Below are 24,405 nucleotides of genomic sequence, written 5' to 3'. Positions count from 1 at the left end.
AATGATTGCTAAACTACTACTTTTTTGGGAAATTAAATGCACTAAAATAAAAAATGCGTGTTTACTCGCACCTCTCCTATTTGATAAATAGGTACTCGTGAATCTTGAATAGATTTGGCTAACGCCTAATCTCATTCTTCGATTTATTCACAAGGTTAATATTGTTTTAGAGGAGCTCATGCATCTCGCAAACTCGATGTCATTAACATCGTAGAGAAAAATTATAGAAGAAAAAAATAAAGAAAAAGTAGAATGCCAATGCGCCAGCTGGCTCATTCACTAAAAAGGTCTACCAGACCTTTTCTTAACGCTCTGCCCTGCTTTTACCAAAGCAAAGTGCACATAACGCAGGCCATTATAGTACATTTTATAACAATTAGCGAATAGCACATTTGAGTGCTATTTTACATAGTTGCAGATATAATTCTTTAGACTTATATCGATAGCAATTATGTAAAAGCTAATTGTGACTTCGTTAGTACTTTATTAATTATTGAATTATGATTTTTTTTGTGACACTGCCTTTATCAGATAAAATATGTAATAAATAGACTCCTTTATGGAAATCGCTTATATTTATTTCATTGTTAGGGTTTTCATCTTTTAATAATAGTTTTCCAGTGATGGAATACAAAGCAATTTCTTCAATTTTTAATCCTTCTTTAGAAGATACATGAATTTTATCGCTTGTAGGATTTGGATATATATAAATAGAACCTTCAAAATTAGAATCTGCTATACTTAATGTTGTTGCAATTTCTGTATTAACTGTATTGGTAATAATTGGTAAGTTATAATCAAAGTATATATTAGCATTGCCTGAAATAATATCTCCTATTTGAATATCTGCTTTTGGCTTTATTTTAAAAGTTACAAATCCATGGCTATTAAGTTCATCATCTTGAGATGCTGGCAACTGGATATTTTCAAAATTAAAATCAACAGAATTGCCATGATGTATTTGCACATAATTTGTATGACTTGCTGATATTGGTCTGAAAGTATCCCAATCAAGATTATCGCTTATTACGTCTTGTATTCTAACATTAACAGCACTTGCTGTTCCTGTATTTTGAAAACGTATTCTATAGTGAAGATAATTATCTATTTCTTGTATTGTTATCTCATCGCCTTCTAAAACATATTTGTCATTAGGATCAAAAGAATTAACTGCTATTTGATTAAACGTAAACACATTGTTTCCTAAATCATCATCTAATACATTGCTATTTATGACTGATGTTAATGTTAAGATATCATCTGAATTAACAATTGGAGGCTGTTTTGTTTTTAAGATTACATCAATATAACGCGTTTCAAAAGGCTGTAATGCACTGTAATTATAGGTTAGCGTATTTGATGTTTCAGTATCTGGTGGAGTTTGAGTTCCTTGAATATATTCTTGTAAAGCATCATTGAATTGAATAGATACGTCTCCATCAATAATTGTGGTACCTAAATTTTCATAAGTAATTCTGTAAGCCGATTCAAATCCTGGTCGTGCATCTTCTAGAGGCATTACTGAAGTTGCAACATCATTTACTGTTACTATACTAGAAACACAAAAATTTACTGTTATTGTTTCAGCTATATTATTAAATTCAATTTCTTCGCTAATTGGTGAGACTGCAAAACGAGCATCATTTATAACAGGCTGTACAGTATATGTTCCATTTTGAACCAGCACTTTAGAGAGTCCATCTATATTAGTAAAACCTACTTGATTACCATCTACATTAAGAATTTCAATTTTCACATTATTAGCTAAAACAGATCCTGATGTACAACTGTTATTGTTTGAATCGAAAGAGACTAGGCTAAATATGGTATTGAAAGTTATATCGTATATTCTAATTTTTCCTTGCCCATCAAAACCATTGTCATCATTAAAAGGAGCTGCAGCGATAAAGGTATTGCCATCTGAAGATAACGAAACTCCAGCTCCATACTTTTCCCAAGCAGTTTCTCCAATAATATCAGAACCTAGTTGTGACCAATCTCCATCAAAATCATCATAATTATAGATTCTAACTCTACCATATTCACCGTTAAAAAATCCATCTCCTGTCCAATCATATAATGGATTACCAACAGCTAAACGATTACCATCAGCTGATAATGAAACTCTAGATGCTGGGAAGCTAAAATAATTTTCCGTCTCCCATTGGGAACCATTATAGTCATATATTATTGCAGAAGGCGCAGCTGCTCCAGGTACATTAATAGCAATGCGATTACCGTTTGCAGACATAGAAACAGAAGCTCCAGTACTTCCTCCTTGATTTGCTGGACCGAAATCAAAACCTAATTGTATCCAGTCTGTCCCATTGTATTCATATACTCTAACATTTCCTTCAGCTAAGCCAGATCCTGGAGCTCCTACACCAATCCTATTACCATCTGCAGATATTGTTACTGAAGATCCAAATCTTTCATCTATGGTTATAGAAGTCGCTAGACCATTTATAACTGGTCCTAATTGCTGCCAATTTGTACCATTATATTCATAAATTACAACTTGTCCTGTGCCAGACCCATTATCACTATTTGTGGCATCACCAATAACTATTCTATTTCCGTTACTTGATAATGCTATTGCATTCGGTGAATAATATCCCTCATTACTTAATTTTACTATATCTCCACCTAACTGTTCCCAATCACTTCCATTATATTTAAAAATCTTAACATAATCGTTAATAAAATTTGCTGTTACTGCTAAAATAGTTCCATCAGACGATAACGACACAACACTCCCAAAATAATCACCTGTATTTCCACTAATTGTACTACCTAATTGTATCCACTGATCATTAACATTACTGTATACTTTAACTTGCCCAGCGTCTACTCCATTTACATCGTTTCTACTTGAACCAACTGCAATTATTGAACCATTATCTGAAATAGCCGAACTTCCTAATAATTCTATTGATGCTTCTCCATCAATATCACCTCCGATTTGGACTTGGGCATTTATAAATTGGAAAAATAAAATGGATAGTATAAAGTAAAATTTTTTCATAAAAAGTAGTATTTAAATATTCAACAATAATAATTATAATAAAATGATCGACCTAATATTTATTTTAACTAGTGCCACTCCTCACACATTTACTCATGCATGCTTATTGCTAATGGAAATTGTGAATCTTCAATTTCACCTCTCTCCTATCATCGTTTATTCATAGTAACGCCTAATCTCATTCTTCGATTTATTCACAAGGGTAATATTGTTTTAGGGGGAGTTCTTGAATCTCGAATAGATTTGGCTAACGCCTAATCTCGCAAACTCGATTTATTCACAAGGGTAATATTGTTTAGAGGAGTTCATGCATCTCGCAAACTCGATGTCATTAATATTGCGACTACACAATAAACTTTAGTATTTTGGTTATTAAATACTCAGGATGTTCTTATTTAAAAAGTATGTAAAATAACAAAACCACTATGGGTTTTTAGCCTATAGTGGTTTTGTTATATTTTAGAATCTCTAATTACTATGTATTAATTTACAATAACTTGACTACCACAAGCAGTGTTAGCGGTATAACATTGAGTTCCTGAGCCTTTTTTACTGAAACTATAAGAGTAATCTCCGTCACATTCCTTATCTGTAGAACCGTTATCCCATAATTCTGTTCCCGAAAATGTTCTATCATCTCCTTTTTCAAATACATAAATAATTCTACCTGTTTCATTCCTAATAGTTACTTTTTCACCAGCCCTCTTTTTATGGAAAGCCATCGTTCTTTTATACTCAGGTGTTGCTTTAATAGAGTCGTTATACTTTTTTAAATCAGCCTCGCCTCTATCTCTAGCAGCTATTATGTTTTTATCTCCCTTTAATTCAGCAGATGTTCTGGCATCTTGCTTCGCTTTCATAGCCACTAAGTAATCCGTAATCATTACATTTAAATCTTCTATTTTTATGACTTTATATCCACTTGATACATTATTTGCTTTAGCTTTAACTTTGTCAAGAAAAGACTTTTTCTTCTTTTTTGGTTCTTCCTCACCTTCAGTTGTTTTTGAAGCTGTACCAGCGCCTTCTTTTATGTATATTTTATCAATTCCTTCAAAAGATGTATTATCATCAGAAATACCAGCAAGCAAGATTACATAATCGCCGATAGATACAAATCCATCCTTTTTATATTTATGTTTTAATATAGTTTCGTATGGGTATCCAGAAGCCAAATAGTAATTGTCTATAGCATTATACCTGTGCTGCACATTTCCTTTATTATTGCCTTCTTCTTCAATAACAACTTCTATTTTATACCCTTCTCCAGTAGCAAGATACTCAGTTTGAAATGATACAGGAAAACGCTTATCGGTTACTGTATACACTCCATCTCCATTTTCATCATAAACTGTCCAATATTCTTGATATTGATCTGTGGTAGATATATTAGTAAATAAACTGTTTTGTGCTTGTGTTATGATTGCTACTAAAAGTAAAGCAACCGCTAAAATTGTTTTTTTCATTTTTAAATTGTTTGTTATTTATAATACCGTGTCGTCGTCTTCTTTTAAGACACGGGTTTGTTGTTTAGTATCTTTTTTGAATACTGGTTTTTCTTTTGTTTGAAAAACCCCGCAAGTATGACACTTACGAGATTTAAACAAACAAACTTTTTCCTTACTTTTTCAAGAATTTTTTTGTGGAGATGCTTCCGTTGTCAGCTTCTATTTTAATTAAATACATCCCGTTTTGTAAGTTTGAAACTGGTATGTTTTTAGAAGTTGTTTCTAAAATTTTTGCTCCTAAAACAGAGTATATAGTAGCACGTTTTAAGTTGCTATTCATTTTAATATTTAAAACTGTAGTTGTTGGGTTTGGGTATAATGAAACTTCGTTAAGTATAAAATTATCTACGCTTAATGTGCTACAATTGGTACTATAACTTGCAGTAGCATCAATGTATATCCAGTTTGTAGTACTATATGCTACATCATCTACTTGGATACACGTTAAGTTTGGGTTACCTGTGGCAAAGAAATCAGTACCTATATAAGTATTATTACCGTTTGCTACATTTAAACTTGTCAAGGCATTATCATCAAGGTATATTTCAAACAAATTTACATTTGCTGAAAGATCTAAAGTGGTTAAAGAAGCCTCATAAGCCCAAAGAATGCTTAAGTTAGTGTTATTAGACAAGTTTAAACCCGTTAACGGATTATCATAAACATACAAGTGTGTAATTGCTGTGTTATTAGAGATATCTACAAATGGTATTGAATTAGCTCCATACGAAAACTCTTCTAGTAAAATATTATTAGAAACATCTAAATTAGTTAAATTGTTATACTGAGCATATATTAAAGTTAAAGCTGTGTTGGCAGAAACATCTAAACTTGTTAAATTATTACCACTACAATTTAATTGTGTAATATTTGTAAACGCTTCTATTCCTGTTAAATCTGAAATTGATAAACTAGCACAATTGATTAAACCAGTATAAGCAGTTGCTTCGCTACATTGTATTTCTGTATCGCCATTTGTATTTATTGCAGAGTTACCTACTAAATAAGCTTTAAAGTTTGCATCTGGTATGTTTACAACGCAAGCTGAACAGTTTGTACTAAAACTTGCTGTGGCATCTTTAAGCCAATTACTAGGTGGTGTAAAACCAGCATCAATTTGAATACACGTAAGGTCTGGGTTATTTGTAGCTTTAAAGGGTTGAAAAGAAGGTGGTGGAAAGGATGCATTATTACCATTAGCTACATTTAAACTAGTTAATGAATTACTCGTACAATCTAAAAATCTTAAATTAGGATTTCCCGAAACATCTAAACTGGTTAATGAATTAAAACTACAGTATAAATCATATAAATAAATATTTGCAGAAACATCTAAACTTGTTAATAAATTTGCATAACAATGTAAAGATGTTAAGAGTGTATTAGAAGATATATCTATACTTGCTATTTGGTTATTATGAAACATTAGTGCGTCTAAAGCTGTATTACTAGACACATTTAAACTTGTTAATGAATTATTATCACAGATCAAACCTTCTAAAGCAGTATTATTAGACACATCTAAATTGGTTAATGAATTATCTCCACAGACTAAATAATCTAAAGCTGTATTATTAGAAACATCTAAATTGGTTAATGAATTATCTTCACAGTCTAAAAATTCTAAAGCAGTATTATTAGACACATCTATACTTGTTAAAGCATTGTCACTACAAGTTAATCTTGTAAGATTAGTAAAAGCTTCTATACCTGTTAAATCTGAAATAGATAGACTTGGGCAGTACATATTTCCTGTAAAAGCAGTAGCTTCACTACACTGTATTTCTGTATCGTTGTTGGTGTTAATAGATGTATTTCCTACCAAGTAAGCTTTAAAGTTTGCATCTGGGATGTTTACAATACAAGCAGAGCAATTTGTACTAAAACTTGCTGTGGCATCTATAGCTGTAGACCAATTTGCATTACTCCAAGCTACATCATCTACTTGAATACAGGTTAAATTTGGATTGGTTACTGCGTTAAAATAATAAGAAAATGTATTACTTAAATTTGCTGCATTTAAGTATGTTAACGCGTTATTTGAACAATCAAATTCAGTCATAGCAGTATTCGTTGAAATATCTAAACTTGTTATTTGATTATTGTTACAATATAAAGTGTACAAACTATTGTTAGAAATATCTAAACTTGTTAGCGCATTATATTGACATTCTAAATTTCCTAAACTTGTAAGAGATGAAATATCTAAACTTGTTAATGAGTTGTTTGAACAATATAAACTTGTAATATTTGTAAATGCTTCAATACCCGTTAAATCTGAAATTGATAAACTAGTACAATTAATTAAACCAGTAAAAGCAGCCGCTTCACTTACTTGTATTTCAGCATCATAATTAGTATTTATTGCATAATTACCTACCAAATAGGCTTTAAAATTAGCATCTGGAATAGTTACAATAGGAGCTACATAAGGTGTAAATACAATATCATCTACAGCAAAAGTACCTATTGTACCATTTGTTCTTGTTATTTCAAGCACCTTTACATTAGTAAAATTTAGAGTAATAACACTTGCTGTATTAGTTACTGTAGCAGTTGTTGTACTAGTTACATTTCCTCCTGCATCTTTTCCTTTAAAAGTCCAATTTTCATTACTTGTATCGCCAAATACTTTAATAGTTTGTACATTTATAGGATTACCAAATGTAGCATCAACAGAGGTTTCGTAAGCTGCATTAAGAACCGACAATCCTGTTGTGCCTTGCCCAACATTACTTAAGTTAATAGGTGTGGCATTAGGTGTTGTAAAAATTACTGACTCATAAGGTGTAGTAAATTGTTGGATAACTCTATTGTTTGTGTATCCAGAACCATTAGGAGTATCTGCACCGTGATATGCTGTTTCCCAGTCAAAAGTTTGCGCATGTACTCCTATACATATAGTTAGGAATGTTAAAATTGATAGTACTTGTGTTTTCATAATATATAGTTTTATTTGTTTGCTACAAAACTATTTTGAATGGTGCTTTTACAGCATTCAAAAACTATCTATTCAAACCACAAAACGACTATTTGATTCAAAATCTAACTATTTGGGTCAAAATAGATTTTAGAGCAAATAATGCCTTAAAAAAAGATATATTTACAGCACTAAGCATGGTTTAATTTTATCATTATGGTTGCTTTTTTCTTATTAATTAATACCTGTATTTTTTTAGGTTTGATCTTTACTTGTTTTTATGAAAAAAAAATATGAAAGTATAATTGCATTAGGAACTAAAAATAGTTTCTCGAATAGCCTCAATAAAAGAATCCGTTTATTAAATACCTATTGTTTAATTTGGGGACATCTAATACTCTTTTTTTATTCTTTAGAACTGATAATTGGTTTCGTGATGGAAGCTATTAATCAAACTACTATTACGTTCTCTTTTTTCAACTTATATTCTTTTTTTTCATATTTATTTTTAGTTAGTTCTTTAATTAGTATCGTATTTCTTAATAAATCCTTTCATTTTAAATGGGGACGTTTTGTATTTATTAGCACTTTTATTATTGTTAATGCCTATCATTCTCTTATTATTATTCCAGGTCACTATATTGAATATTATTTTATATTGTTATCTCTTATTGCTATTACTCTTTATGAGAAAAAAAGTACATTCTATCTTTTTTTAGCTATCGGTTTTTTCTGTTTTTTAACGCCCTATTATATGTATGTTGTGTATCCACAAGAATATATTGATAGATTATTAATTCTAGAAGCAGCTACTATTTTTCTAGGGACACACTTAGTGGTAAATTATTTTAAACAAAGTAATGCACTAAGTGAACGGCTTTTAGCTATTGAGAGAGACAGAGCACTTTCAGATAAATTTATTTTAGAAAAACAAGAAGCAGAATTACGCGAATTGAATGCGTTTAAATCGCATTTTTTTGTAAATCTTTCTCATGAAATACGTACGCCTTTAACATTAATTCAAGGCTACACCAACCAATTAAACTTTAAAGATTCAGACAAAGAAAACAAAGAAAAAACGGCTATTATTAATGAACAATGCCAGCAAATGCAAAATATTATTAATAATATTATGGATTTAAGTAAAATGGAAAGCAATCAATTTCAGCTTATAAGTGCTCCAGTTGAAATCCATTCTTTTTTAGAAAAACATGTTATTAATTTTCAAAGTCTGTTTATTAAAAAAAATATAACTTTTACATTTAACAACAACACATTAGAAACAACTATTTTAATAGACCAAGAATTATTTTCTAAAGCCATAACAAATTTACTTAGCAATGCTTTAAAATTTACACCTACAAATGGAAGTGTTTCTATTAATACTTCTTTTAGTAATGAAGGTCTTAAAATTAATGTTATAGATACTGGTATTGGGATTAAAAAAGAAGAAAGCAAATCTATCTTTAAACGTTTTTATCAAGTAAAAAACGACATTACCAAAAGCCAAGGTAGTGGTATTGGGCTAGCTTTTACAAAAAGTATTATCCAGGCACATCAATTTTCTATTACATTAGAAAGTAGTTTTGGCAAAGGGTCCTGTTTTACAATTTCTATTCCTAATAACTATGTAAGTTCTAGTACTAAAAAAGTGCCAACACAAAAATTAGATACTATTAATACACTTAAGTCTAATACCACCTTTATTGAAAACCTGCCAAGAGCAAGATCTAAAAACAATAAGACCATACTTTTAGTAGAAGATCACAAGCTAATGAGAAACTACTTAAAAAAAGTCTTAAACAATTACACGATTACTGAAGCTGAAAATGGAAAAGAAGCGCTTGACATTATTAAAAACAATAGTTTCGATTTAATATTAACAGATTTTATGATGCCAGTAATGGACGGAGAAGCCTTAGTAAAACAATTAAAACAACAAGAAAACAAAACACCCATAATTGTTCTTACAGCACGATCAGACCAACAAGGAAAATTATCTATGCTTCGTTTAGGAATAGATGGCTATTTACAAAAACCTTTTATGGAAGAAGAACTTTTAATGAATATTAAAAATTCTATTACTCTATATAAAAATGTAACCGATTTTGATAAAAGCACACCTGTTGAAGAAGTTAAAATACTAAATGCGTATGCCGATAAATTTAACACTAAAATCACGACTTATATTAACAAAAATATAAATTCGCCACTACTTACGGTAGATTCTATTTCAGAATATATGCATGTTTCAAGAAGTACATTAAATAGAAAAGTTAAAAGTATATTAGGGCAAACTGTTACCCAATTAATACAAGAAGCACGTTTAGAGAAAGCTCGTAATTTAAGAGCCGAAGATCCATTTGCAACTAAAAAACAAATTGCAGAAGCTGTTGGTATTACAAATACCACTTATTTGTTTGATAAACTAAAAGAACGTTATGGCGCGTAAATCTAATTTCATCTTTGGTGCAACTGCTAGTTGGCAAACGTTTTGTCTGGTTTACTATAGCTAACATACGGGATTAAAACATGGTTAACCCGTATTAGACCCACAGATTACCCGAAGTAAACCCCAAGTAGATACGGAGTTAACCCGAAGGAGCTACGAGGGAACCCCCAAGTAAACCCCAGTTTCTATGAGTTTATAGCAGATGGATACACTGCATAACCTGCATGTTTTTTAGGCGATGTATTTGGGAACCTTCTTGTTTTAGGAACTGAATTCCAAACCAAACCACGAGAGATATATTTGAAGAAACTTCTCTTTTTACAGGGGTTTTGAGTTGAATTTGAAGATTTGTATGCTCTATTTTACACAATAAAGGCTCTGTTTTTTGACTGATGCCTATGGCATTTTGTTTTGGAGCTACTGGTCTGTATGCTTTTTGGTTTGGACGGCATTTGTATTGAGATACCATAGACAAAGCTGCCGTAAGCTGAAAATGTGTGGCTGTTTTTGGTTTGTTTGCCAGGTGGCTTTGAGAACTTTCTGGAATGCTTATGGTAATGACACGTCTGTTTTTATGGCTTGTAACTATTGGAGTTGCTGTATATACTTGATCGAGGTTTTTTTTTGGGTTAAGTTGAAAGCCTATTAGGGCTTGTGGCTTGTTAGTGAGGTTGGCTTCTCTTTTTCCAATGGCACCACTCCCCTCTTTGATTATTTGATAACAGACCCCAGTTAAGCGACTTGCCATTTTAGGATCTTGAAAGTCTTTTACTGTTTCTAAAACCCCTGTTCTTATGGCTTTTGACCATCTAGATGCCATACCGAATTCTAGATTTCTTGCTTTTAATTGTGCGAAGGCTGGATCTGTTTGAATGCGCTCTTTGGAAGGCCCATTAGCCGTACGGGAAATATATATGCCTTTAAGCGGGTAATAGCTTTTACCGTTTAGTTTGCCATGTATTAATATGATTCCTTTTTGCTTAGGCATTTGGTTCTTAGGTATTTGGGTTAGTCTAAGATAAGGAAAAAATGGATATGTTGGTGTTGGGTTTGTTGAAATGTTTGAAACTGGTTTCAGAATGAGATTGTCTAAATCTTAAAATGATGGCTTATGTATTGCTAAGATAGTTACAGAAGTACTTTAGTAAAAAATTAATATATTTTTACTTGTTTTTTAGCACGGTAGCTCGTTGGCAGTAGTTATTTTATTTTGCTATGCGTTAATTTGATATCCTTAATTTCGTAAACATTGGTTTTAAAACATTCTAATTTTTCAGGATTAAATATCGCTATATTATAACCTTCCGAATTGAGTGAACTTTGATATTCCACACCATCAAAACCTAAAGATTTAATAAATTCTGATATATATTGAGTTGGAATATAATCTAAAACTTGGTCTCGTTTTCTAATTGGTAATGATAATTCCTTTTGAAGTGTTTGTATGAATGGAATATAAATTAAGTAATTTTCTATTTCTTCAATTTCAGACCAATAAATTGGGTCGTCTTTGGGATTTCGAAGGTTCAATATTTTAATGTCTTCTTTTAACTTAAACTCTCCAACAGTTACATAGTCAAAAAGCGAAGCTCTAGTCTCATACATTGAGGTTTCAAGACTGTCAGCAACATATAAATATGAAATTCCTTTTGGGTTTGCTCTACCACTTGAAGCTAATTCAATTGGCGGGTTTCCCATTTTTTCGCAAGGAAAACCATTTTTATCCGAAACTCTGCATCTAAAAAATATCCGCCCTTTTTTTATATTTCGATAAAAACTCTCGTGTAAAAAAAACGTTTCTAACTTTTTTAGGTCAATTGTGTTCTGAATATGATAACGATTAACAAATTTAATTTCTTCTTTAAATTCATTCCATACATTATGTATGTTATTTGCTTGAGTTTCGAGAAAAGGTCTGCTTATTAAGGAAACATTACCATTGAAAATTAATTCAAAATCTTCAATTTCATCTTCAAAAATTGCACGCAACAATTCAATAGGATTTTCAACAATTGGACTTAATACATTAAAATCTTCTTTTAATGATTCAGAGATTTGTGAATTGGAATTTTCGTCTTGTACGTAAAGAGAAAGAATATTTCTAAAAAAATCGGATAATTCTCTTGCTGAATAAATAGATGTATTTGCAGTACTGCAAAAGTCACAAGTTCCAGTTCTATCGTCACCATTAATAATGCTAATTAAATATGAACTTGTAAAGCAGTTAACACAACAGTTCATAACTAAATATTGTTAATTACTAATTCTATATGGTTCATTATAGATAGTTTTTTCAAAGTACCTAAACCTGGAAAATGTCCTCTTTGTTGTAAATCTCGAAATTCGTTTATAGCAGAAGTATTTAAATCATTCTGGTTACACCAAATAACTAATTTATTAATGGCTTCTGAAAATTTACCACCAATATCTGCTACATCTTCATTAGAGTCAGAAACGAAATGTTTTACTCTAATTTGATTATTTTCCAAATAACTTAAATGTATTGCTACTGCTCTTGGTAAAAAACCTGACTCAGAATAATTATCACCAATTGTTAGGAAATCAGAAAACCCAACAAAACCATCTTGAATATAAAATCTATATTCTTTTGAGAAATCACTTTCTTGATTCAAATAATCTGCGTTCCTAGATTGCTCTATAAAATAATCATCTAGACTAACAAGTGTGTTGGCTTCAAATTCACGATAATATCTGCGACTAGTTTTTTGAAAATAAATAACATTATAAACTATGTTCAATTGATTATTTAAATATTCAATATTTTGGCTATTTATTTCCGTTTCGTGTATTAATGTAATTCCATTATAATTTAATTCTAACGCATTTACAAACTCAATTAAAGTTCCAATGTTTCTTTCAGTTTTAGAGTCAATTATAACAGCTATTTGGTAGTTGTTATACTCTACAGGAATAGAAGAAGTAATTATTTCAATAATTCTTTCATATTGTCCTTCTAAGTCTCCAACTCTTGGATTTATTATTAAATTAAAATTTGCCTTTCGATTTACGAATTCAGCTAGAGTAGATTTTAAAGTACTAGAAGCTTTGACAGGTTCAATTATTGGGGAAATCTTATTCAATTCTTGCGGAAAAAGAGAACACAATTCTCTTAAGGCAATTAATTCAAATTGTTTACCTCTTAAATATGGGAAATACATATTTTGCTTTTTTGATTAAGAAATGATTCTAATTTTTCATACTCTTTTTTTGAAAAATCTAATGAATAACAAATATGTTTTAAACTCTCTGGAATTCCTTTTTCTTGAATTTTTTTCGGATTAGAAATATTTCTAGATTTAAGTTTTTTAACAACTAATTTTTGAAACAATGAAATTTCAATTTTTTTGGCTAATGTTAAGCACTCTTTGAAAATTCTTGTATTTGAAACTTCAGGTACAAAGTTGTAGTATTCCTCAATTATATCTAAATATTCCTGTTTTCTCAAGGTTTTAAAGAGTGTTTCGTAGCTAAAAGTAGCTTTATTACTTGTAGCTTCTTTTATTGGCTTCAAAGCGTTTCTTGAAGTTAATTCAATAATTCCAACTGTAGAATTGTAATAAAGTTCAATTAGTTTATTTATATGTTTTGAACTAGTTACTATGTAAACTTTGTCCCCAAATTTGCAGTAATCTAATATTTGTGTATCTAATTTTTCAAGATTATCAAGCTCTGTTTTAATTTCGTAAATTCTTGCTTCTCCGTTTAATAAAACAAAGTCAGCTATTGACTTTCCTATATTGAATTCGTTTAACGCTATTGTATTTTTTAAACTATACTTTTTTAGAAGTAATTTGTTTGTAAGTATATTTTTATAAACATACTCATTCTTATAATTTTTTAAAAGCGAATTGTATATAATATTTATAGCATCTAGATTGGTTGTTGAATCTGTAACTGTCGTATATTTTTTTATTTTGTAAAATGTAGAATAATAGTCTCCTTTTCGCACAATCTTTTTAAAGTTAGATGGCGAAATAATTTTTGATAGACTACGTATTTTATTTATATCAGTTACTATTTCCATTTAAAAGCAAAGTTACAAAATTTTAATTATCGTTTTCTGTTAATTTCGATTGTTGATTCGAGAAAGTCATAATTTTTGACAACTTTTATGTATAAGAATAGTTGTGGGTTTTTATATGGTGTTGTACGTAGGCTTTATTTGAGAAATAAGAGTAGTGAACCGCCTTTGTTGGTTACATTAATATTTAGGCTAACTATTATTCCAATTTAAAAATGTAGTTACAAAGTGTTCTTTTTTTCTAAAGGATACTGGTATTTTTTTACCATTTTTCAAATGAATAATTCCAGATTTCTCATACTTATCAATAAATTTTAAGTTGACTATAAACGATTGATGTGGACGAATAAAATTAGCTGTAATTAGTCGTTCTTCAAATTCCTTCAAGGTTTTGGAAACCAAATACTTTTTATTATCGCTACAATAAAACGTGGTATATCCTTTATCTGATTCACAGAACATTAATTCCTTTAAATCTACCACCTGAAAGCTATCATGAAGCGATAATACTAAGGTGTTATCTTCCTTATTCCAAGCTTCTTTTACGGTTTGTATTTGCTGTCTTTGTGTGGCAATAGGTAATTTTTCAACTTTTTGTAATGCTAGTTCCAGTTCTTCTACATCCACAGGTTTTAAAAGATAATCTACAGCTCCCATTTTTAAAGCTTGTAGTGCAAATTCTTCATAAGCGGTTATAAATATTACTTTAAATGCTAAGTTTTCTGTTTGTTCTAAAAAATCGAAAGCAGTACCATCTAGAAGATTAATATCTAAAAAAATTAAATCTGGTTTACAAGCATTTGCTACTATAACGGCATCTTTTACAGATTCGCACTCGCCAATTACTTCTACTTTGGCATCTATTAATTGCAATAAATTAAGCAGTCCTTTTCTAATATATGCTTTATCTTCTACTAGTAGTGTTTTCATTAAGCTACTGTTTTATACGGAATTATTAAAGTAACAATGGTTCCTTGTTCGTTATATTTTTTTCTATCTTCTATAGACACAGAACCTTGCATATTAAAATCTTTAGATAATACTTCTAACCGTTCCGAAGTTATTAGTGTAGATAATGATTTTTTATTTTTATTCTTCCCTTCTTTTTTAGATGCAACTCCTACCCCATTATCTATTATAGTACAAATTAGCTTTTTTTCTAAATAACTTAAACGAATATCTATTTTTCTGTTTTCTTTTTGATCTACAAAGGCGTGCTCTATAGCATTTTCTACAAAGGGTTGAATGAGCATTGGTGGTACTTCAAATAAAGGAATATCAATACTGTCTTCGACTAAAACAGTAGATTGATAGGCGTCATTTTCTAAATTCTGAAGGGCTAAATAATTTTGAATGGCTGTCAATTCTTGAGATAAGGAAACCGTTTTATCTCTAGAGTTTTCTAATATAATACGGAGTAGTTTTGAAAATTTCGAGAGATAATAAACAGATTTTTTTTCTTCTTTATTTAAAATCATGCCTTGCAAAACGGAAAGCGAGTTAAATATAAAGTGCGGCGTCATTTGAGAACGCAACAACTTTTGCTCGATAACTATATTTTGTGTTTTAGATTTTATATTTTTTAATTTTTGATAGAAAATAATGCCTCCCAAAAGTATGGAAACCAAAAGAAATCCAATAATTGCCCATAAATAATCTTGCTTAGATTTTTGTAAATCTTTACTAGTCGCTGTTACTACTTTTGTTAATTGTAATTCTCTAATACGAGAAGAATCTAATTGTTGCTTGTACTTATATTCATATTCTAATTGCGTAATCTTTTCAATATTTTCTTTATTAAAAAGGCTGTCCTGAAGTGCTTTAAACTTTTGATGGTTTATCAAAGCTTTTTTATAATCTCCTTGATGTTCGTAAATTTGAAAAAGTAATTCGGATGCTTTTTTTTGAGAAGGAAGCACCTTCAAATTATTAGCAATCTCTTCTCCTTTTAAAGTATAGGAAAGCGCTTTTTTATATTGCTTTTCCTCTAAATAGGTTGCTGCAATTCCTAAATAGTTTTCCGCTAAGCCTTGCTGGTCACCAATTTCTTTACTAATATTCATCGACTTTATATAATTCTCTCGTGCAATCGCTGGTTTTTTAAGCAGTAAGTGAACTTCAGCAATGTTCTTTAAACAGATAGAAGTTTGTTTTACAGCATTAATATCTTGACTTATCAGTAAAGATTCGTTAATAAATTGAAGCGCTTTAGTGTATTCCTTTTTGCTTTTATATATAAGACCTATGTTTGCTTTATTGGTTGCTATTAGGCTTTTACTTCCGTTATTGGACTGAAAATCTATAGACTGGTTGTGATACGCTAGAGCTTTATCATATTTACCCATAGATCTATAGACAGTACCAAGACTATTGAGTGCATTTGACATGCCAATGGTATCTCCTTCTTTTTCTAAATACGCAAAAGCTTGCTTATAATGTTCTATAGCAAGTGGAAAATTTCCTAAATATTTATAAACGATACCTAGGTTACTAAGCGCATATGGAATACCATATTCGTGGTTTATTTCTCTACTATAATTTAATCCTTTTTTATAATTAGAAATAGCTTCCGGATATTGTCCTGTTTCTGCATATATAGTTCCTATGTTTAATAAACTTGCAACCAGTTTTTTCTTAGCATGCATGGCTTCATATATTTGCAATGCTTTATTGTAATAGTTTAATGCCTCATCATACTGTGATTGCTGATAGTGTGAGACTCCTATTGCATTATATAAAGACGCCATTCCCTTTTCATCATTAAGACTGTCAAATAATTTAAGAGACTGCTTATAATAATCTAACCCGGCAGCATAGTTAGACTTTCTACTTTCAATAATGCCTTTTATATAAAAAATATTAGCTTTCCCTCTCGTAAAGTTTAAGCTATCATTTATGGCTTCGGCTTCGTCAATATATAAATTTGTTAATTTCATATCTCGTTGAAAATAGGTAAATGCCAAATCGTATAAAATATCTGCTCTTGTAGTATCGCGTTCTTTATGATTTTGTAATTCTACATGAAGACTATCCATATATTTATTTTGAGCAATAGCGGAAACTGGAAAAAACAAGGAGATTATTAAAAATACAATAAGGATGTTAATGATTTTCATAGGAAACAAGGACGTATTTTAAGCTAATTAACAATATAATCTTAATTGTTATTTATAAAAACCAGAATATAAGATATCTGATAGAAACAAAAAACTAAATAAAGAACAAAACCGCAAGCTCTTTAATTAAAACGCTTGCGGTTACTAAAATAAAGGAAACCAAAGTAGCTAATAAAATGATTAATAGCATAATAAGTAATTTACTTTGCAAACTTTTTAGTAAGTTTCCCTGTATCAAAATTAAGTTCTAAAATATAAACCCCGCTAGACATTGCATCAATTGCTATGGTGTTTTCTGTACCTTCTTTTACTTTAGCACCAGTAATACTGTAAATAGTATAGTTTTCTAATCTAGCTGCACCAGATGAGATTATCTTTAATGCATCCAAAGTAGTAACAACTTTTACCTCGTTAGCTAACTCAAAATCAGAGATACTTAATGCATCTTCTGTTACCGACATAAAACCAGTCCATAAAGCACCAGCATCGGTAACGTATGCTCCCATAGTGCCAGCTGGTATGTGTAAATGAATACCACTACGAAGACTATTAATAGTACTACTACCAAAAGTATCGTTAGTTCCTGTAATTATAGTAGGTGGTGTTGCGCTTTCAGAATAAACATCCGTTAAAGATAGATTCTCCGTAAAAACGGCAAACCCCATATAGGTAACACTAGCTGGTATAGTAATACTCGTCAAAGCAGCATAACGAAAAGCAGCATCACCTATACTAGTAACGTTATTACCAATTATAACATTATCTAGATTGTAATTTTGGACAAAAGCACCAACGCCAATTGTAAGAACACTGTCAGGAATAATAACACTAGTTAAATCATTATTTTGAAATGCAGTAGTGCCAATAGCAGTAACACTATAAGTTGTTGTGGCATTATCAACAGTTGCAGGAATAGCAACATCTGAACCACCATTAGCGAAATCATAACCTGTAACTTCAACAGTATTTGTACCAGAAACGGTATACTCTATAAAATTAGCATCTGTAAACGTTTGCGAATGCCCTATTATAGTTATAAATAGAGCCATTAAAATAAGTAGTGATTTTTTCATAAGGAAATAGGTTTTAAAAGTTTATTTAAAGCCAAAGTAGATGTATGAAACACAGTAGAAAATAGGAAATCTTTTTTTGTTAGGTTTTAAACCATAAGCGTTAGGATGTACTTAATATGCGTAATTTTGTTATGGGAAGCTATTGGTGTATCGTAGAAGTCGTGTTGAAAAAATAAGCGTAAAGGCGGATTTTTGTAGTATTGAATTTCATTCGAATAATTTAATGAATCATTCGAATGAAATAGCCTGATTTTATGAGGTGCAGTTTAACATCTAATTATTTTTTTTTTGACGAAATCCTATTAATTTATCTTTTACAATAGGAATTCTTAACAAGAATCCTATGCCCACAATTATTGCATAAATCAGCCAAGTTTTATCTAAAAGTGCCACGTGCAGTAAACTTAAAAAGATGGCAGCATAGGAGAAGCTCTGTAGTTTTTTCCAATTTCTTTTTAGTCGCTTCATGGATTTTCTATTGGAAGTAAAAAATAAAGGAATCATGATTAAAATTGCTATAAATCCCGCAACATAGTTTACTTGTGTAAACGTTTCCATAAATCCTTCTGCTACAATAAAAATAATGAAGTGTAAAAAACTCCATACAGGAGTTGCGATACCCATAGCTTGTCTTACAAAAAGATTGTTAATGCCAAAGAGAATAAAGAACATGTACATGTTAGTACAGCCGTCATCCAACGTATAGCGAATTCTCCAGAAACATGATACAACATTTCTAAAGTGGTCATTTTATCTCCACCAGCACCTTCCAACTAAAGTGATTGGGATTCCATTGGTAAAATCAATGTTTATCATATTGAAAATTACAAATAGTGGTATTATAGCTAATATGGTAACAATCAGCCAGCCATAATTCTTTTTGATATACTTCATCTTAATATTATTTTCTATTACTAATTAATCCGTTTTCCGTTTAGATAGTAGGGAATATTCATTTCCGTTACACTTTTTAACCCTTCGCCTGCAAAAAGCACAACGATAAAGATTGATTATAGAAACGTTCTAATCTATCTTGAGATTCATCAGATTCAACTATAATGTAAGAATGAATAGTATCAATATAACGCACCATTTCTGTAGAATCTATAACTTCTTGTCTAAAATCAATCTGGTTTTCTACACGATAATCTGTAAAATACAAATCCATCATAGCACACACTAAAGTTGTTTGTGACGTTAAACAAAGTGCTGTTCCTAGTGTAAAATATTCAAGTGAAGTAGTCGCTAGAGGCTTGTCATTTTTGTCCATAAATTCATCTGCGTAGATTTCCCATGTTTCTCCTGAAGACGTTGAAATAGTTACTTTATTTAGATATGGTCTTTCGTTGTTATCAACTGATTCGGAAATAGCGAATATTTCGAATTCTAAATTATCCATAGTACTTAACATATTAAATATGCCTTCATTTTTTTGTTCTTTTAATTCTAAATATTTAGGTTTTTAGGGATGTTAGTAACAGATGTCAATAAAAAATCACCATCAAGAGATACATCTGAATTAGATGTACCAGGTGTTGCTTTATAGGTTTAAAATTATTTTACAGGAATAATTCTTTACGTTCTGTCCCACTTTTACCAAAGCAAAGAGCCCTAACACAATCTATTATAGAGCAGAAATACTCTATAATCTGATGTTATATAAAATAGCGAGAAGTTATTACAAATATTCCAGATTGACTTTTTTTTAAAGCATCCGATTTTATTTAAATAACAAACAATTATGGAATAGAACGTATTTTTAAGACGTTAAACATCTGAAAAACAATACATTTACAAAAATTAATATTTAATCAATTTAATATGAAAAAAACGCTATTTTTTTTAACACTTATGGGAATACTTAGTATTCCTAAATCTTTTTCGCAATTATCGGCAGGAGATATTGCCTTTATTGGCATGAATGAAGACGTTTATTTGGGGACTCAAGATAATTCATTTTCATGGATTTCTTTAACGGATATTGCTCCAGGAGAAGTAATTTATTTTACGGATCAAGGCGTGAATATAAATTCGAATACTTGGTTTGACAACGATGAAGGACATTATTCTTGGACTGCTCCAACAGGAGGAACGGCATGTGGTACAGTAGTATATGTTTATGAAGATGGATCCTCTAATAATTTAATAGCTTCTTCTGGGGTATGCAGTTTAGTCGCAGGTTCAGGTTGGGATTTGTCTAATGGTGATCAAGTTCTTGCTTATCAGTCCGCTTCAGCAAAACCGGCATCCATATTGTCAGCAACTTTCATCGCAGGAATTCATAAGGAAGGAGATGGTTTTGCTGGGGAAATAAATAGTTGGACGGATCCTGTTTATGCTCAGTCAGATGCGCAATACTCTCATTTGCCTCCCGGATTAACAAATGGAGTAAATTGTATTTCTGTTTTTGACGCGGGAATAGAGTATGATAATGTAAAATATACAGCAACTTTAACGGGTACATCAATAACGTTATTAGAATTAATTAACGATGCATCTAATTGGACGATTGATACAACCAATTATATTGCACAAGACATTACTGTTAGTGCATATGCACCAGCAGTCACTTGTGTAACCCCTTGTACACAACCAACAGTGCCTGTAGTAATTTATCAACCTGAAACAATTTGTGAAGGAAATATGGCTTTAATTTCAATCTCTGGCGAATTAAATTACGCTACAGAATGGAAAGTTTATACGGGATCTTGTGGTGGTACACTTGTAGGTTCGACTTCTTCAGACAACTTAATAGTAAGCCCACCTAGTGGAACAACAACCTATTATGTAAGAGGTGAAGGTGGATGCGTGACTCCCGGTTTGTGTGGAACAGTTAACATTACCACTACACCAAGAGAAGATGCTTCTTTTAGTTATGATGCTTCTGCTTACTGTGTAGATACTGTAGACCCTACGCCTACAATTACTGGTGTACCTGGCGGTTATTTTTTTTCTACTGCTGGATTATCTATTAATTCTGCAACAGGTGTAATAGATGTTTCGGCTTCCACACCTAATACCTATACTGTGAATTATTATACTTTAGGTATATGTGATGGAGCAGGAACAGCAAGTGTTACAATTAATGGATTAGAGGATGCTTCGTTTAGTTACGCTGCTGCTACTTATTCTCAAACAGATGGCGATCCTACAGCAACAATTACAGGTCTAGCTGGTGGTTCATTTTCATCAACTGCTGGATTAAGTATTGATGCTGTAACCGGTACAATTGATGTCTCAGAGTCAACACCTAATACCTATATGATTACTTATACCACAGCAGGAAATTGTCCAAAATCTTCTAGTGTTTCTATTGAAATTACTGCAGCCTTAGGTATTGTTGATAATACATTAATAGGTGACGCTTTCTATTTTGTCAATCCTGTTTTTAATATTTTAACTGTTGAAAGTTCAATAGAGATAGCATACGTAAAAATCTATAGTTTACAAGGGGCTCTGGTTGCTTCTGCTAAAGATAGCAAAGTTGACGTTAGTTTTTTATCATCAGGTGTTTATATAGCCTTGATTAATACTTCAAATGGCTTGGTTGCTAGTAAGAAAATGATTAAATTATAATCTTGTAAAAATTAAATACCAATGCAAAGTAGAAAGAGCCTGTCTGAAAAGACAGGCTCTTTCTATTAAATGATTTTTTTTTTAACTGCAATCTATGCTCTATGCGATGTACTAAAAACCTCGCTACCTTCTTGGTATAGGGTGATATTTTATTTTTTAACGGCGTGATTTATTTAGTTCTAAATGGATTTACATACTTTTTTTACATGTTGAACTTCCCTAACTAATCCAACGTTCTGTTTTGTATAATTTAGAGGCTATAAATGCACCGATAATCATTTCAGTCCATGCAATAGGAAATATAACAGCTGCCGCACTCCACGCTCCCAAGCCTGTATTTACAGTGGCTATCCAGAAAACACCTATGGTTGCTAAAGCTGTAGTTGTACCAGAAATAATAATTGACTTTAAGTTATTCCCAAAAGCTACGGAACAAAGCCAAAATATAAATACTAAAACAGCAGTCAATAAAGTATCCCAAATTCCCCAAATCAAAGCATTACTTACTTCCATTGCACCAACTGGTATTCTGCCGGCAATAAATTTTTCTATTAATGGGAAGGCCACTAACATAGCTCTTCCTATTTCTGCAATATGTATCCAAATACTTGTTATTAAAGTGATAATAACAAATTGTTTTAAATTAAAAACTTTATTTTCCACGGTGATTTGATATTAAAATGTAATACAAAGAAGAGACAAATGGAAGAAAATATACGTTGATATTTGCTAAGAAATGGATTTCATTGTACTTAATAATGAGCTTGGTGTCGTTTTGTGAATTTTCACATCTGAGCAATTATTAAAGCTTTTAAACGCCTCTAACTCTTTAATAAAAGCAGCTTCAAAATCATCATTAAAAGAAAAGCTTTCTTCAAAAAATAAATGATTAATAAGAAGTGTTGCAGTCTTTTTATCAGCCTTACAATCCATTCTTGCCACTAATTTACCATCCCAAAGAATGGGTAATGAAAAATAGCCGTATTTCCGTTTCGCAGCTGGAGTATAACATTCAATCTTGTATTCAAAATTAAATAAGTGCTGCATGCGTTTACGCTGAATCAATAAATTATCAAAAGGAGATAGAATTTTTAACTGACTATGAATAGGGGTATTTAACAAATTCATAGCATTAGGTAATGCGTAATATATTTGTCCGTTTACACGTACTTGAACTAATTCATTGTTTGATTGCATCTCCTTTAATTCAGAAACGACAAGTGTTTTGGTATTTTTAAGTAAATAGGACATTTCACTTGCTTGGCCAATACCATTAGCTCTTAGATAGCTTGTAATTAAATACCGGATATGCTGTTGTTGCGTAGGGCATTTATCATCAATGTTATCGGGTAAAACGCGTTCCGTAAGGTTATATACCTTATGAAAATTCTTCCGACTAGAAATCATCAAATCCCCTTGCATAAACAAATTCTCTAATGCTTGTTTTGCAGGTTTACTTTCCCATTCTCTAACTTTAGCCGTATGTGCAAAATCCTTTGCCATTAAAGGCCCTTCGTTTTCTATGCGTTTTAGTATACTATCCATTAGTTTGACATCTTTCTGAAACCAATGGCTTTGTTCGTTTTTTAAAATAGCCTCTTTACGGGGAAGCGAATACTTATAATCGCGCATGGGTAAATATGCTGCCGCATGCGACCAATATTCAAATATCTGTTTAGATTCGATTAACGTATCAATATGAGAAAGTTGATATTCAGGATTTCTATTCCATAATGTATGATGATGGGCACGTTGAATAGCAGAAATGGTATCTATTTGTATATATCCAAGGTGTTCAATACTGACCAGCGTATTATTTATTGCAGTGCCGTTTAATGTGTCCGGCAAAACGCGTTGAGAAAGTAACACTAGCTTTTGTGCTTCTAGTGGGGAGAGTATTTGTTTCATGCTGAATCCCGTATTATTTTTCTAATACGACTTAAATGTTCCGCTGAAACACCAATAAAAGATGCAATTTGATGTTGTGGAACTCTCGAAATAATTTGTTTATTATTTTTTAGAAGGTCTAAATATCTTTCTTTGGGCGTTTTTAGGATAAACGATTGTCGTTGTTCTTCTACTTTCATAAAATTAATTTTGAACAATTGAAAACTCATTCTGTGAAATCCAATAATTTCTGAATTCAAAAATTCAATCGCTTCCATTGTCATTTCTATTGTTTTGATAGCACTTAGCGCTTTAATATTTATTTGAGAAGGCTTGTTTTGTAAATAATTTAAATAATCGTAGCTGTGGTCATTTTCAAAATAAAAATTGGTAGTAAATTCTTTTCCATCTTTAATATAAAAACCCCTTGCACAACCTTCCAGAATTATCTTAACCACATTAGATTTATCTCCTTTTTTAAATAAGAAATCGTTTTTTAGATATTCAACCTTCTCAAAACCTGAGATAAATAGTTCCGCATCTTCTACAAGCATTCCCAATGATTTAACAAGATGCTTTACATAATCATTCATTGTAATATGTATTTTTTTTGATGAAAGCTAAGGTTTTATAAATTAAAAGTAGCAGATAAGTTTAAACAAAAATTAAGATTTATCTCTTTTTTGTTGATTTTAAAATTCCTGTATTATAAGACGAATTACTAATTTATTTATATCAAAATCTGGTTGCTCTAATAGCACAAGCTATCTAAATGCAATTATCCCAACGGATAATCACATTTAGAT

General features: G+C 31.0%; 17 protein-coding genes. 2 read left to right on the top strand and 15 right to left on the bottom strand.

Annotation, left to right across the window (positions count from 1 at the left end; translation table 11 throughout):
- Positions 1 to 490 precede the first annotated feature (490 nt).
- The 3 genes from ACVCXO_RS12940 to ACVCXO_RS12930 all read right to left on the bottom strand — a co-directional run bounded on the left by ACVCXO_RS12940 (position 491) and on the right by ACVCXO_RS12930 (position 7,474).
- Positions 491 to 3,025 (bottom strand): DUF7619 domain-containing protein, encoded by a 2,535-nt coding sequence (locus ACVCXO_RS12940; RefSeq protein WP_452230009.1) that lies wholly within the window; start codon positions 3,023 to 3,025, stop codon positions 491 to 493.
- A gap of 482 nt (positions 3,026 to 3,507) precedes the next feature.
- Complete coding sequence (locus ACVCXO_RS12935) at positions 3,508 to 4,491, bottom strand: hypothetical protein (RefSeq protein ID WP_452230008.1); 984 nt, start codon at positions 4,489 to 4,491, stop codon at positions 3,508 to 3,510.
- A gap of 154 nt (positions 4,492 to 4,645) precedes the next feature.
- A complete protein-coding gene (locus ACVCXO_RS12930; protein WP_452230007.1) occupies positions 4,646 to 7,474 on the bottom strand; it encodes a T9SS type A sorting domain-containing protein in 2,829 nt (942 codons plus the stop codon).
- Positions 7,475 to 7,733: 259 nt separating this feature from the next.
- Here ACVCXO_RS12930 and ACVCXO_RS12925 point away from each other — a divergent pair, with 259 nt between their 5' ends.
- On the top strand, positions 7,734 to 9,905 hold the full coding sequence (locus ACVCXO_RS12925; RefSeq protein ID WP_452230006.1) for a hybrid sensor histidine kinase/response regulator transcription factor: 2,172 nt from the start codon (positions 7,734 to 7,736) through the stop codon (positions 9,903 to 9,905).
- 193 nt (positions 9,906 to 10,098) lie between these two features.
- On the opposite strand, the gene ACVCXO_RS12920 is transcribed toward ACVCXO_RS12925, so the two are convergent.
- From ACVCXO_RS12920 to ACVCXO_RS12880, 9 genes are all read right to left on the bottom strand, one after another.
- The gene (locus ACVCXO_RS12920; RefSeq protein ID WP_452230005.1) at positions 10,099 to 10,893 is read right to left on the bottom strand and encodes a hypothetical protein; all 795 of its coding nucleotides are present in this window, start codon (positions 10,891 to 10,893) and stop codon (positions 10,099 to 10,101) included.
- A gap of 212 nt (positions 10,894 to 11,105) precedes the next feature.
- Entirely contained in the window at positions 11,106 to 12,146 is a 1,041-nt protein-coding gene (locus ACVCXO_RS12915; protein WP_452230004.1) for an RES family NAD+ phosphorylase, read from the bottom strand.
- Between the two features lie 2 nt (positions 12,147 to 12,148).
- Positions 12,149 to 13,084: a sce7725 family protein gene (locus ACVCXO_RS12910; protein ID WP_452230003.1), complete on the bottom strand. Its 936-nt coding sequence runs from the start codon at positions 13,082 to 13,084 to the stop codon at positions 12,149 to 12,151.
- The gene (locus tag ACVCXO_RS12905; protein ID WP_452230002.1) at positions 13,066 to 13,950 is read right to left on the bottom strand and encodes a sce7726 family protein; all 885 of its coding nucleotides are present in this window, start codon (positions 13,948 to 13,950) and stop codon (positions 13,066 to 13,068) included. The genes ACVCXO_RS12910 and ACVCXO_RS12905 overlap by 19 nt, the downstream gene beginning before the upstream one ends.
- A 189-nt stretch (positions 13,951 to 14,139) precedes the next feature.
- The gene (locus ACVCXO_RS12900) at positions 14,140 to 14,877 is read right to left on the bottom strand and encodes a LytR/AlgR family response regulator transcription factor (RefSeq protein ID WP_203458896.1); all 738 of its coding nucleotides are present in this window, start codon (positions 14,875 to 14,877) and stop codon (positions 14,140 to 14,142) included.
- A complete protein-coding gene (locus tag ACVCXO_RS12895; protein ID WP_452230001.1) occupies positions 14,877 to 17,063 on the bottom strand; it encodes a tetratricopeptide repeat protein in 2,187 nt (728 codons plus the stop codon). Before ACVCXO_RS12895 ends, ACVCXO_RS12900 begins: the two co-directional genes overlap by 1 nt.
- A 200-nt stretch (positions 17,064 to 17,263) precedes the next feature.
- The gene (locus tag ACVCXO_RS12890) at positions 17,264 to 18,136 is read right to left on the bottom strand and encodes a leucine-rich repeat domain-containing protein (protein ID WP_452230000.1); all 873 of its coding nucleotides are present in this window, start codon (positions 18,134 to 18,136) and stop codon (positions 17,264 to 17,266) included.
- A 273-nt stretch (positions 18,137 to 18,409) separates the two neighbouring features.
- Positions 18,410 to 18,808 carry a ferric reductase-like transmembrane domain-containing protein gene (locus ACVCXO_RS12885; protein WP_452229999.1) on the bottom strand — a complete coding sequence of 133 codons (399 nt, stop codon included), beginning with the start codon at positions 18,806 to 18,808 and terminating at the stop codon, positions 18,410 to 18,412.
- Positions 18,809 to 19,106: 298 nt separating this feature from the next.
- Positions 19,107 to 19,535 carry an OsmC family protein gene (locus ACVCXO_RS12880; RefSeq protein WP_452229998.1) on the bottom strand — a complete coding sequence of 143 codons (429 nt, stop codon included), beginning with the start codon at positions 19,533 to 19,535 and terminating at the stop codon, positions 19,107 to 19,109.
- Between the two features lie 422 nt (positions 19,536 to 19,957).
- Here ACVCXO_RS12880 and ACVCXO_RS12875 point away from each other — a divergent pair, with 422 nt between their 5' ends.
- Positions 19,958 to 21,712, top strand: a complete 1,755-nt coding sequence (locus tag ACVCXO_RS12875) for a T9SS type A sorting domain-containing protein (protein ID WP_452229997.1) — start codon at positions 19,958 to 19,960, stop codon at positions 21,710 to 21,712.
- A gap of 219 nt (positions 21,713 to 21,931) precedes the next feature.
- Here ACVCXO_RS12875 and ACVCXO_RS12870 read toward each other — a convergent pair whose 3' ends face one another.
- The 3 genes from ACVCXO_RS12870 to ACVCXO_RS12860 all read right to left on the bottom strand — a co-directional run bounded on the left by ACVCXO_RS12870 (position 21,932) and on the right by ACVCXO_RS12860 (position 24,192).
- Positions 21,932 to 22,375, bottom strand: coding sequence for a hypothetical protein (locus ACVCXO_RS12870; RefSeq protein ID WP_452229996.1), 444 nt, complete (start codon positions 22,373 to 22,375; stop codon positions 21,932 to 21,934).
- Positions 22,376 to 22,441: 66 nt separating this feature from the next.
- Entirely contained in the window at positions 22,442 to 23,620 is a 1,179-nt protein-coding gene (locus tag ACVCXO_RS12865) for a winged helix-turn-helix domain-containing protein (RefSeq protein WP_452229995.1), read from the bottom strand.
- Positions 23,617 to 24,192 (bottom strand): Crp/Fnr family transcriptional regulator, encoded by a 576-nt coding sequence (locus ACVCXO_RS12860; RefSeq protein ID WP_452229994.1) that lies wholly within the window; start codon positions 24,190 to 24,192, stop codon positions 23,617 to 23,619. The genes ACVCXO_RS12865 and ACVCXO_RS12860 overlap by 4 nt, the downstream gene beginning before the upstream one ends.
- Between the last annotated feature and the right edge of the window lie 213 nt (positions 24,193 to 24,405).

The organism is Lacinutrix sp. MEBiC02404, from assembly GCF_053601575.1.
Note: the sequence above shows the minus strand (reverse complement) of the source record. Positions and strands in the feature narration are given on the sequence as shown.

Bases quoted from the DNA above. Each gene is read 5' to 3' on its own strand.
- ACVCXO_RS12935 (WP_452230008.1), bottom strand. From the start codon at position 4,491: ATGAAAAAAACAATTTTAGCGGTTGCTTTACTTTTAGTAGCAATCATA.
- ACVCXO_RS12920 (WP_452230005.1), bottom strand. From the start codon at position 10,893: ATGCCTAAGCAAAAAGGAATCATATTAATACATGGCAAACTAAACGGT.
- ACVCXO_RS12900 (WP_203458896.1), bottom strand. From the start codon at position 14,877: ATGAAAACACTACTAGTAGAAGATAAAGCATATATTAGAAAAGGACTG.
- ACVCXO_RS12865 (WP_452229995.1), bottom strand. From the start codon at position 23,620: ATGAAACAAATACTCTCCCCACTAGAAGCACAAAAGCTAGTGTTACTT.
- ACVCXO_RS12875 (WP_452229997.1), top strand. From the start codon at position 19,958: ATGAAAAAAACGCTATTTTTTTTAACACTTATGGGAATACTTAGTATT.
- ACVCXO_RS12915 (WP_452230004.1), bottom strand. From the start codon at position 12,146: ATGAACTGTTGTGTTAACTGCTTTACAAGTTCATATTTAATTAGCATT.
- ACVCXO_RS12885 (WP_452229999.1), bottom strand. From the start codon at position 18,808: ATGTTCTTTATTCTCTTTGGCATTAACAATCTTTTTGTAAGACAAGCT.
- ACVCXO_RS12905 (WP_452230002.1), bottom strand. From the start codon at position 13,950: ATGGAAATAGTAACTGATATAAATAAAATACGTAGTCTATCAAAAATT.
- ACVCXO_RS12930 (WP_452230007.1), bottom strand. From the start codon at position 7,474: ATGAAAACACAAGTACTATCAATTTTAACATTCCTAACTATATGTATA.
- ACVCXO_RS12925 (WP_452230006.1), top strand. From the start codon at position 7,734: ATGAAAAAAAAATATGAAAGTATAATTGCATTAGGAACTAAAAATAGT.
- ACVCXO_RS12895 (WP_452230001.1), bottom strand. From the start codon at position 17,063: ATGAAAATCATTAACATCCTTATTGTATTTTTAATAATCTCCTTGTTT.
- ACVCXO_RS12890 (WP_452230000.1), bottom strand. From the start codon at position 18,136: ATGAAAAAATCACTACTTATTTTAATGGCTCTATTTATAACTATAATA.
- ACVCXO_RS12860 (WP_452229994.1), bottom strand. From the start codon at position 24,192: ATGAATGATTATGTAAAGCATCTTGTTAAATCATTGGGAATGCTTGTA.
- ACVCXO_RS12940 (WP_452230009.1), bottom strand. From the start codon at position 3,025: ATGAAAAAATTTTACTTTATACTATCCATTTTATTTTTCCAATTTATA.
- ACVCXO_RS12880 (WP_452229998.1), bottom strand. From the start codon at position 19,535: ATGGATAATTTAGAATTCGAAATATTCGCTATTTCCGAATCAGTTGAT.
- ACVCXO_RS12910 (WP_452230003.1), bottom strand. From the start codon at position 13,084: ATGTATTTCCCATATTTAAGAGGTAAACAATTTGAATTAATTGCCTTA.